Source organism: Limosilactobacillus vaginalis DSM 5837 = ATCC 49540 (assembly GCF_000159435.1).
Lineage (GTDB): Bacteria > Bacillota > Bacilli > Lactobacillales > Lactobacillaceae > Limosilactobacillus > Limosilactobacillus vaginalis.
On sequence record NZ_GG693413.1, the window covers coordinates 391,751 to 402,728 of the forward strand.

A 10,978-nucleotide genomic window follows, 5' to 3' on the forward strand; every position below is an offset into this window, starting at 1 on the left:
ACTTCCCTAGTAATGCCAAAATCATTCAAAGCATTTGTGTAAATCCGCCAAGCAACTTTAGAACGATGATCAAGATGGATACCGATATCTTCTAAGTTTGCAATAGTGTAACCAAAGTCAGATACTTCGACCTTATCTTTTGATAAAAAGCGAACATACAAATTGATATTGTCAAAATTAGTATCAATGAAAGGCGTACTAATTGATACGTAACCATCTTCTATGTTTTTGAATGTTAGATCGTCTTTTAACCATTTATAATAATTATTTTCTAATAATGAAGCATTACTCAAACCACTCACCTCCCATTATCGGTTATGTGGGTATAACTAATAAATTCATCTAGTGCATCTTTAATCTTTTTTACATTCTTAAATTCATCAATACTACCAATAGGAATAACATTCTTAGAAACATATTTACCAGCTGGTGAATTTAACTGAGTATGTGAACCTAATATTACAAGCTCACTTTTAGTACCGTAATTATTCACATGACGCAAATCATCCTCAAAACCCAATCGAATTAAGTGTATCCTATTTTCAATAAACATAAGGCCAACCGAGAATCTAGTAGTAATCGGTGTTGAATGGATTTGGAAGCGATATACTATCCCTCGCTTGTTATCTTTTACTGAACAACGGTAGGTATGTGAAGTTAAAATCAATGTTTGATGTATCTGATTAATGATGTCTTGATATTCCATAATGTTTGTTAGATTTTTCTCAGCATTAATCAGCACTCTTACTTCGTTTTCGTTAAGGTTGTTTAAATCCATAATTCAAATCTAATACTCTCTAAAATACTTGTATTTAAATTATACCTTAACTAATGCATCCTCGCTCATTTAAGTTAATTCAAATATGCACTATAATTAAGTAAGCGGATTCAAAGGAGGCAATTTAAATGACTGAAAAGATCCTGTACCAAACAGTGGTAGAAAACGATGCCGGAATTAACGGGCATGCAAAGGTAATCCAAGGCGGTGATTTAGACGTTTTAACTAGCAATCCAGTTCACGATAATCCTGGCACTAATCCAGAACAGTTAATTGGCCTTGCCCTGGCAACTTGTCTTAATGCCACAATTGAGGCTGAAGAAAAGCGTCGTGGGTTAGCTCATCAAAGTGTCGTTCGGGTTGGCATTAAGATGGGATTTGATAATCCTGGTTTTCAATTTTGGCTAGATGCACAGGTAAAGATTCCGCAAGTTGAACATGATGAAGCAGTAGCAATTCTCAAGAAGGCAGAGACTCGTTGTCCTGTCGCTAAACTTCTGCAAAATAGCGACAACGTTTCTGTTCACCTGGTTGACCATTTTAATTTTAACGAAAAAGAGGACTAAAAATGAAATATCTTGTAACTGATAGTCGTGATATTCGGTATAACTTAGCACTTGAAACTTACCTAATGGAGCATGCCAACTTAGATGAGCCAATCCTTTACTTCTACATCAACTCGCCATGCATTATTCTTGGCCGTTACCAGGATGCTTACGAAGAAATTAACCAAGAATATGTCGATCAACACAACATCATCGTGACCCGACGAACTTCTGGTGGTGGCGCTGTCTATGATGATCTTGGCAATGTTAGCTTTAGTTTCATTACTAAGGATGATGGCGATTCAATTGGTAATTTCCGTAAATTTACCGATCCGGTCATTGCTGCACTCCATAAGCTAGGTGCAATTGAAGCGAAAATGACGGGGCGGAATGATTTGCAAATTAATGGCAAGAAGTTTTCGGGAAATGCCATGAAGACTGAAAAGGGACGGATGTTTTCCCATGGTACCTTGATGTATGATGTTAATCTCAGCGTGATTGGTAAGGCCCTGAATGTTCCAGCAGATAAAATTGCTTCTAAGGGAATCAAGTCCGTCCATAGTCGGGTAACTAACCTAAAGCCCTTTTTTAAACCTGAATTTCAAGATTTAACAATTGAAGAATTCCGTGATACCCTGGCGAAAACAATTCTAGGCGTTGAAGATTTAAACGATGCTAGGGAGTACGAGCTCGATGCAAAAACGAAATGCGATGTTGAAGAACTCAATCAATCAGTTTTCAGCAACTGGAATTGGATTTATGGTCAATCGCCAAAGGCTGCAATCCAACACCGGAAGCACTTTCCCCAAGGAACAGTTGATTTCCGACTAACGATTAAAGATGGTCGAATTGCCACGTTAACAACCTATGGCGATTTCTTCGGCCAGAAACCAATTGAAGAGTTTGAAAAGCAATTAATTGGCACCCGTTATGAACGAACTGCTGTCAAGAATGTGTTAGATAACATTGAACTAAGTGATTACTTTGGGAAGATTCCAGAAACTGATATTTTAGACCTATTATTAAGACAAGAATAAGAGAAGCCCCGATACCAGATTGTTAATGGGATGGTATCGGGGCTTAATTCATTTTGAAATTTAAAATAACAAAACCCCAGACGTATCCGGGGCTTCAGATGCAGGCACCTATTAAAGCCCTACACCTTAATACATATTTGAATATACATTATATCTACTTTTTTGTCAATTTATGTATTCCTTTAATTTATTTAGCTTCAATTTGAAACGCTCACCAATAATTAGATTATACACAGAATAAGGTAATGGCTCTTTATTATGAGCAATTTCTTCAGTTGATTTATATAGGATGTTTACTGAATTTTCAAAATCGGTAATATAAGAATTCAACTCACTCCTACTATTACCGCTCTCTTTCAGAAAAATCATTAAAAGAGCTAAATAATCGAACAGAATATCAAAATTCGTTTCAGCTTCCAAGTGTAATTTATTCTTCACTGTTGCTTTCAAATTTTGTGCAACATTTTGAGCTTTTCTAAATCGACAATCAAAAATCATATGATTATGTGCAACAGCATTTCTGAGATCTTTAATCAAGAAAATTGACTGTTCTAAAATTTTTACATTCTCATCATACTGTGAATTATAGAGGTTTAAGAAATCCGCTACTTTTTCCTTATCTTCTCTATTCAAGCAAGCAACATAATTCCCAACATTACCAAGACTAATTACTTCAAAAAGAGCCCAAAGAGGAACAGATTTATTTTCTTCTATGTAATGCTTAATAACAATATTATTAGAAGCATAGGCGTAAGCTATCTCACTATCAAAGTCTTTCTTTAATCTTAGCCTTTTATTAATACTCTTAGTTCTTCTACGTCCTCTTTGTGAACGATAAAAAGTTAATTTTTGCCTATATACATTATCAAAAGATGGATCAATTCCTAATACTGAATAATTCACTATTAAATTCTTAATAATGGTTTCAAATTTCATTGTTATCGGGTAAAAGATGGCCTTCATTTACTAATCAAAATTAGCGATAGCAACGATCTGTTCAAAATTATGAATTCCAATGAACGGATGAGCAACATCTTTATTAAATTTATAACCTTTATATCCATGATAATAACCAATATTTACAAGTCTTTTCTTGTCTTCAGAGCCTCTTATCTCTATGTTATGGCTATTCCGAATATGCCTCATTAAACCATCAAATGATTTACCTCTTTTTTCCATAATATTTTCCTCACTAATAATTACTTACATTAATTTTACCATTATTAGCAGCAATTATGCGAACATATGTTTAAAATATAAGGCTTAAAAGCCCAGAATTGTGGCAATCGACCGTAATTCTGGGTTTTCAAGTCTTAGATAAAAAATATATCTTATATTACAATAACAAAGCACCAACACATTAAAATAACTGAAAATCATTTCTGCAAAATATCATGAATATTCTTCTGCGGGATAAAGGAATTTGTACTCCAACCACCATCAATTACTAAATCCGCACCAGTCATAAACTTAGATTCGTCAGATGCTAAGTAAACAAACGCATATCCAATATCATCGGCTTCACCTGCATATGGTGGTAAATTAATCTTTCCTTTATGCAATTCTCCCATGGCAGCTTGTAATTCAATACCTGACTCTTTGACCATCCCCGTAAAGATTGGTCCAGGATTAATATTGTTAACTCGAATATGATACTGAGCAAACCATTGTGCAGCATGACGCGTCATTGCATCAATGCCTTAATCAAATAAAATAACCGGTTTAATAATTTTTCCAGATTCAAAATCAGCAAATGCTTGCTTAACATCACTAAACTTATAAAAACTCATTAATTTATCAAGCGGAAATTTACCCTTTTTATAGTAACTAACCAATTTATTAATGAATAATTGTGGAATTGCGTCTCCTTCGATCAATCCAATTATTTGCTTAGAATCTCCCATAATATCCATTCCGGATAGATTTAACGGGCCAGCAATACCAATAATATAAAGTTTTCCAGCCGTTGTAAGAGAAGCCAATTGTTCCTTGATTAACGGTGCGTAACCAGTAGTATCAACTGCATATTCAGGACCCTTAGGCACTATTTCTCTAATTGTTGAAACAATGTCATCAGTATTATTAGTATTGATAACATCAGTTGCACCTAATTCTTTAGCCATCTTCAATTTAGAATCATTACGATCAAGTACAATTAAGTGCTCCGGATTATAAAGATTAGCAGCCATTACAGCAGCAAGTCCAACACCACCAGCTCCAGCAATAATAATTGAAGAACCAAACTCTGGCTTTACACCGTTAATTATTGTCCCAGAGCCGGTCAAAAAGCCACAACCAAGAGGTGCTAAATATTTAAGTTCAATATTTGGATCCACCTTAACAACATTGTGTTCATCAGCAACAATATAATTAGATAAGGAAGATTGTCCGAAGAAAGTACTCAAGTCTCTCCCGTCTTTAAAGTGTAGACGATGAGTACCATCATAATTTTTCCCACCAAAACATAGTTCATTAAGATGCTCACATTGTGCGGGATGACCACTTAAGCAGTGTGAACAATGACCGCAGTAACTAAAGGAGACAACTACATGATCTCCTGGTTTAATCGTTGTAATATTATCTCCAACTTGCTCAACGATTCCTGAGCCTTCGTGACCTAATGCAACCGGATAAGGAGACATCCCCATATCTCGTCCAGCAATATCAGTATGGCAAATGCCAGTGGCAACCGTTTTTATTAACACTTCATTAGCTTTAGGACTGTCCAGTACCACGTCTTTAACTTCAATAGGCGCATCTTTTTCCTCTACAACTACCGATTTAATATTCATGGTATCTACCTCCTTAAATCACTTTGTTCAACAGTAAACATGTGCTACAAATATTATAATCCATATAAAAGGACATTGCTATATTTCCCGATTTTTCCTGATATAATGTAATTACCAATCTACATGGAGGTAAAATGATGCTATTTATTCATCAAATCGGTTTTTGATGACGATGAGTACTGTCTTGCTAAGCATTCAACTGGCTGGAAATACTCCACAAAATGTAAACCTCAATACGAAATTCATCAATGAACTTACTAAAAAATGAAGCATCCTGCTATGGGTGCTTCATTTTTTGATGGTATATTCCTCTAATTTCAACCAGATTCCACTTAACTTCTAAATTTAATCATATATTTTACTGAAAAGGTACTTTAGATCTGGCTAGTAAAATCTATAAAGGGGATATTTTGCTCACTAAATTTCGAAAGAGATGTTATATTACGGACTTGAGGCCTTATATATGATAGCAATAGCGAAGCTGCATTTATTTTCAATAAATTTTCTTCATCATTATTATTGAAGCCTTTTTTCCAAATAAATTTGGCTTTCATTGTTTCACGAATAAAGAATGGCAATTTACTATTCATATCAATTTTATCAAAATTTGTAACTGTTAAAGACACCGTCGTACTCTTCTCATACTTGTTTTCTTCGACAATTTTATCATGCTCAGAACTAATATTCAATTTTTGTGAAACCTTTTCTGAACCAGAATAATTTGGATTTTCCATAAATATTGATTCAACTAATTCCGGATTAGTGAATTGGATGATGCTTTGATTATTTTGTGTGTCCATATTAAGCAACCTTTAATTCTATAGCTTCCGCTTTATTAAATTCTACATTTGTATTTACAGACAATGAATTATCACTCTTAGCAGATGATTTTATCAAATTATTTAAATCATCAATAATATTATTATCTTCAAAAAAAATTGCCTCTAATTCTTTATCTGATATCCAATTTTTAGTGTCTAAAGCTTCTTTTTTCAATTCAGCTTTTTTTGCATTACCAAATATTGACATGTCTTACACCTCTTTAACATCAGTAATAATTTCTAAATTTCTAACAACAAGTTCCCGACCATTAGGCATATTTGACATTGATTTAGGAATAAAACTAGTATACGTACACTTTACCACAAAGTCTGGATTCGAAACACTTAACATATTTCTCTTAATTGCTAATTCTAGTAAAATACCATCTATATTGTGCCTTCGTTTAGCGCTTCCTGTAGAATATTTTTTCCAGATATTATTAGCACGGTGTTCTAATTGCTCTCTAATTTTCGACCATTCTCGCATAAAAACCGGATCATCTAAATCAATATAGGTGGTTTGAGAAGAAGTATCTATAATTACTTTTAGGACGATTACTTTCCCTCGTTTATACTGCTTAGCGTACCTTTTTGCATTTTCTTCTGGATTCCAGCAACCATAATCGTCAGGGCAAAAAGTATATATTCCATTTCCTAAATCATTAGTAACTTCTTTAGGAATAATCTTAAAGCCCTCATTTAGAATTATTGTAGCGATTTCTCTTGTTGTCCCATGAAAGGTCTCTAAACTCAATTCGTCCACCTCAAACTTAGCCCTATTAATATTAAACAAAGTCATTAACAATTGTAGCACATCTAAGCACTTTAGTGAACATGTGTTCGAAAAATAACTAAAATACAATCAAATTCATAACTATCCTAAGATACAAAAGTATTAAATTATCCCAGCAACTTCAGTAATGTCTCCCGATCCAAGGCAGTACTACCAATCTCATCCCCTGATAAGATTGCGTTTGCTAATTCACTCTTCTGCTTCTGCATCGCAATGATCCGTTCTTCAATGGTATCCTTAGCAATCATCTTATAGATTGAAACGTTATGTTGTTGACCAATTCGGTGGGCTCGATCGGTTGCCTGATTTTCAGCCGCAACGTTCCACCACGGGTCAAAGTGGATGACAACATCAGCACTGGTTAGGTTCAGGCCAGTTCCACCAGCTTTCAGTGAGATCAGAAAAATTGCCGGGCCGTTATAAGTATTAAACTCCTTGACGAATGCTTGACGATCACTTTTCTTCGTCTTTCCTTCAATCACAAAATCACTAATTTGTTCCTTTTCAATTCGTTGCCGTAAAATTGCCAAAGCAGATGTGAACTGCGAAAAAAGCAGAATCTTATGCCCGGCTGCAATTTCATCCCGGATAAGTTCCATTGTCTGGTCAACTTTACCCGAGCGACCACGATAATCTGCATTCAATAATTTGGGGCTACAACATAATTGACGTAAACGGGTAATTTCAGCAAGCATCTCAAAACGATTATTTTTAAATTCTTCATCATCCTGACTTTGCAGACGCTTAACCAACCGAGTTGCCCGAGCCTGATATAGTTTAGCCTGCTGACCAATCATTGGTGTATATACCAGATGTTCAGTTTTGTCCGGTAGTTCCTTCAAAACATCCTTTTTCAATCGACGTAAAATAAAGGGCTGAATTAGTTTCTTCAATTCATCTTCTGCTTTGCGATCCTGGCGTTTTATAATTGGGCTTTCATAGTTTTTCCTAAATTGCGAATAATTATTGAGAAAACCAGGCATTAAGAAATCAAAGATACTCCATAATTCACTCAACTGATTCTCAATTGGCGTCCCTGTTAAAGCAAATCGATGATCGGCTGCTACCGACTTAACTGCCTTAGATGCTGCTGTTTGCGGATTTTTAATGTACTGAGCCTCATCAATAATTTCATTATTAAAATGATAATCCTGGTAAAAATCAACATCCCGTTTAAAAGCACCATACGAGGTAATAATGACATCTTTGTCTCGTGAAGAAGTGAATAGTGATCGTCGCTCTGCTTTAGAGCCATCTAAAACTTGAAGCGTTAGACTTGGCGCAAATTTAGCAAACTCATTTTGCCAATTATAAATCACAGCTGCAGGGGTAATCACAATACTCTGGCCATCATGGTAGTTATTGAGGATTAGACTGATAATCTGAATTGTTTTTCCCAATCCCATCTCATCAGCTAGTAAACCACCAAAACCGTACTTAGCTAGCATTGCTAACCACCGAAACCCCGCCTTTTGGTACGGCCTTAATGTTGCCTGCAACATCCCCGGAACTTTAACTGGTGAACTCTTCTTTTCGACCTGTTTAACCAGCTTCTTAAAATCATCATTTGTGCGATAGTCAATTAGCTGACGCTGCTCAAGTAAGGAGTCCAGATACATTGCCCGGTACAACGGTAACTTAACCCTATTCGAGGTTAACTCAGTCATTGGAAGGCCAAGTTTAGTTACTAGTTCTCGTAGTTCTTCTAATTCAGCTGGCTTGATATTAACCATTTTCTTAGTACCAACCTGATAGTAATTCCGCTTAGGCTGATACTGTTTAAGAAGTTGGTTAATTTCATCAATTGACAAGCCATCTGCATCGATTTTTAAGTCGAGTAAGTTGTAACTAGTATCAATATTAACCGAGAAATGAGTAATCGGTTTATTTAATAAGCGCTTAAATGCCGGTGTTCCTTTAACAATTCCGACCTTCTTCAACTCATCAATCCCCCAAGTCAATAAGTCATCCGCATCTTCAACTGGAATTACAAAGGACCTAATTTCTGGAGCGTATTCCGTGAAATACTTTTCTACCGGATCAAGCATTCGCTGAATAAAATGATCGTCAAGTTTACTTGGCTTCATCTGACTCAAGAATTCTTCATGTTCCCCGGTTTTTACACCAAAGCGACAATAAAGTTGCCCTTCATGGTAATCAAACAGGTAAAGTGGCTCTGATAGTTCTGGAACAAACTCTTTAAGATCTTTGTTTCCCTTAACTTTAACCTGAATCTGCTTTGCTAATTGAGGAAGAACACGGTAATAAAACTCCGCCATCGTCGAGGTTCCAAATTCAACTTCATTGTCTTTTTGAAGAAACGGGCTTAAATCCATTGACGGCATCGTGAATACCTGCCAACGGTTAAAGTTGACCTTGTAGTAAGCATTATTTCCGCGAATCAAATTTTGGGCAACAGGAACATAAGCTCGAATACTTCTTTGCGGATCAGTGGACTTGCCATTAGTCTCAAGAATTAATTTGGGTTCTAACTGACTCTCTTCCCGTTCCATCATTAATCGGCCAGAATAGAGCTCACCTCCATCCTGAAAAGCTTGATCAAGTTCATCAGCTATTTCACCCTCAATGAATAGTTGATTTTTAATTCCTGGGCCTAATGAATAACTTGTTTCATTTAATTCGCCAATTGTGGCTAACCTACGCATAAAGTCTAGCCAGATTCTACTGGATTTATCCAGCATTGCGGGATTAATCACCTGATTGAAGTATTTTCCCAGGTTAACCACTTCTCCTCGTTCAATCTGATTAACGAGGCTCGTAATATTTTGAAATTTATACATATGGTCGGGAACACCAACCCGAAAATATAGGACTGGTGGTTCATCAGAAAAGATTCCGTGGTCATCAATAAAGGCCTTAATAACTGTTGATTGCGCATTATTGCCTGATTGACGGTAATAATTTAGAAGTTGGTAAGCGCTATTGCTACTTGCCTCACCTATATTATGATTAAGTAGATACTTTGCAAGTGAAACATAGGTTACTAACTTGGCAATTGCTCGTTCTTGCGTTGAATTAGTCATGGTATAGCCGATATTAAATCCAAGGAGATGATCACGAACAAACTTAACTTCAGTACTAAGGTAAGCATTTCCTATGCTTGCATGAAGTGAATACTGCCACTGCCCCTTTTCCAATTGAAGATAAGGATTGTGATAATCTTCTAATTGCTGGTCACTTATTTGAAGCTGATCAAGAGCCTGATGAAGTGTCTGCACAAACTTTTGCGGGAATTTTTGTTTTCCCATCAAGTCAATCGGATTAATTATTAATTCAGGTTGGTCATAATCTTTACCAAGAAATTCCGCCAGCGTTTGCATCGGCGTATTCCGGCGTTCGTTGCGCTTTGCTTCCGGCTCTACTCGGTATAGTGCTGCTGCCATATGTTTACAGTAATTACCATCCGCGGCATAGGGGCAAGTACAGGTAAGCTTTGTTGCCTGCTCTTCACGATAGTTTCCCGTCACATGATATATATGTGTTCCGATCACATCAGTTGAAAAATCACCATGAGAATCAAGTTTAGTATTCCGCACACGCGCTTGCGAATAGTACTTTCTTCCCCGAATTAATATCCGTGATGAGAAGAGTCGTTGCCACTGTTTCATAAGGGTTGTCCTTTCGTTTTTGAGAATTAATTATATTTTTTGATGAATTTGCTTAACTATGCATAATACAATAGCTAATTATTACTTAATACACCAAAAGAGCCGATTCACATTTTTCTCTAAATAATCAGAATAACTGTAGTAAAGAACCTTTTGAAGTGGAAAAGCATGTAAATTAAATTGTGTTCTTAAATAACCTGCTACTTCTTCATCAGTTAATAAACTCTTCTCTTTTACTTTTTCCATAAAAGTCTCTAAATTTTGATAACTAGTAAATTGTTTAAAGTAAGGATCCTTTTTACACAAAGAATCAAATGATGCTTCTTCCGTAGCTATAATATGTGGACTAAATAATAAAGAAATATTTTTAGTTAGCTCATTAAATTTCTTTTCTTGGTTGAACACTTCATCAATATTAGCCGAAGCATAATGGTAGGCTAAATCCTCATTATCAACAGTAACTAATTCTACTAATTGAATCATGATTTAGTAACCTCCCCGTTTAAGTATAACTTTTCGCTGTAGCTCATGTTCAGAATGTAAACTATTATTTTGCATTTCATCTTTCATATTCCAAATTCGC

At 35.6% G+C, this 10,978-nt stretch carries 13 protein-coding genes; 2 read left to right on the forward strand and 11 right to left on the reverse strand.

Annotated elements, in window-relative coordinates:
- Together HMPREF0549_RS05010 and HMPREF0549_RS10125 are read right to left on the reverse strand one after the other, a co-directional pair.
- The coding region (locus HMPREF0549_RS05010) for a DUF1828 domain-containing protein (RefSeq protein WP_040531247.1) at positions 1-293 on the reverse strand (293 nt) is incomplete at its 3' end.
- Between the two features lie 5 nt (positions 294-298).
- Positions 299-778 (reverse strand): DUF6978 family protein, encoded by a 480-nt coding sequence (locus HMPREF0549_RS10125; RefSeq protein ID WP_003717184.1) that lies wholly within the window; start codon positions 776-778, stop codon positions 299-301.
- Between the two features lie 128 nt (positions 779-906).
- Between HMPREF0549_RS10125 and HMPREF0549_RS05020 the strand changes: the two genes are divergently transcribed.
- Positions 907-1,344 carry an OsmC family protein gene (locus HMPREF0549_RS05020; protein ID WP_003717185.1) on the forward strand — a complete coding sequence of 146 codons (438 nt, stop codon included), beginning with the start codon at positions 907-909 and terminating at the stop codon, positions 1,342-1,344.
- Positions 1,345-1,346: 2 nt separating this feature from the next.
- Positions 1,347-2,360 carry a lipoate--protein ligase gene (gene lplA, locus HMPREF0549_RS05025; RefSeq protein ID WP_003717186.1) on the forward strand — a complete coding sequence of 338 codons (1,014 nt, stop codon included), beginning with the start codon at positions 1,347-1,349 and terminating at the stop codon, positions 2,358-2,360.
- A 165-nt stretch (positions 2,361-2,525) separates the two neighbouring features.
- Here lplA and HMPREF0549_RS05030 read toward each other — a convergent pair whose 3' ends face one another.
- The 9 genes from HMPREF0549_RS05030 to HMPREF0549_RS05070 form a co-directional block, all read right to left on the reverse strand.
- Positions 2,526-3,323, reverse strand: a complete 798-nt coding sequence (locus HMPREF0549_RS05030) for an Abi family protein (protein WP_003717187.1) — start codon at positions 3,321-3,323, stop codon at positions 2,526-2,528.
- A 3-nt stretch (positions 3,324-3,326) separates the two neighbouring features.
- Positions 3,327-3,539 (reverse strand): Abi family protein, encoded by a 213-nt coding sequence (locus HMPREF0549_RS05035; RefSeq protein WP_003717188.1) that lies wholly within the window; start codon positions 3,537-3,539, stop codon positions 3,327-3,329.
- A 197-nt stretch (positions 3,540-3,736) separates the two neighbouring features.
- Positions 3,737-4,048 (reverse strand): SDR family oxidoreductase, encoded by a 312-nt coding sequence (locus tag HMPREF0549_RS05040; protein ID WP_003717189.1) that lies wholly within the window; start codon positions 4,046-4,048, stop codon positions 3,737-3,739.
- Positions 4,049-4,060: 12 nt separating this feature from the next.
- Positions 4,061-5,152, reverse strand: a complete 1,092-nt coding sequence (locus HMPREF0549_RS05045) for an NAD(P)-dependent alcohol dehydrogenase (RefSeq protein WP_003717190.1) — start codon at positions 5,150-5,152, stop codon at positions 4,061-4,063.
- A 374-nt stretch (positions 5,153-5,526) separates the two neighbouring features.
- Entirely contained in the window at positions 5,527-5,952 is a 426-nt protein-coding gene (locus HMPREF0549_RS05050) for a protein-export chaperone SecB (RefSeq protein ID WP_003717191.1), read from the reverse strand.
- A gap of 1 nt (position 5,953) precedes the next feature.
- A complete protein-coding gene (locus HMPREF0549_RS05055) occupies positions 5,954-6,181 on the reverse strand; it encodes a hypothetical protein (RefSeq protein ID WP_003717192.1) in 228 nt (75 codons plus the stop codon).
- Between the two features lie 3 nt (positions 6,182-6,184).
- Positions 6,185-6,727, reverse strand: a complete 543-nt coding sequence (locus tag HMPREF0549_RS05060) for a poly(ADP-ribose) polymerase family protein (RefSeq protein ID WP_040531313.1) — start codon at positions 6,725-6,727, stop codon at positions 6,185-6,187.
- A gap of 146 nt (positions 6,728-6,873) precedes the next feature.
- The gene (locus HMPREF0549_RS05065; protein ID WP_003717194.1) at positions 6,874-10,395 is read right to left on the reverse strand and encodes a DEAD/DEAH box helicase; all 3,522 of its coding nucleotides are present in this window, start codon (positions 10,393-10,395) and stop codon (positions 6,874-6,876) included.
- Positions 10,396-10,476: 81 nt separating this feature from the next.
- The gene (locus HMPREF0549_RS05070; protein WP_003717195.1) at positions 10,477-10,878 is read right to left on the reverse strand and encodes a hypothetical protein; all 402 of its coding nucleotides are present in this window, start codon (positions 10,876-10,878) and stop codon (positions 10,477-10,479) included.
- Positions 10,879-10,978: the final 100 nt, after the last annotated feature.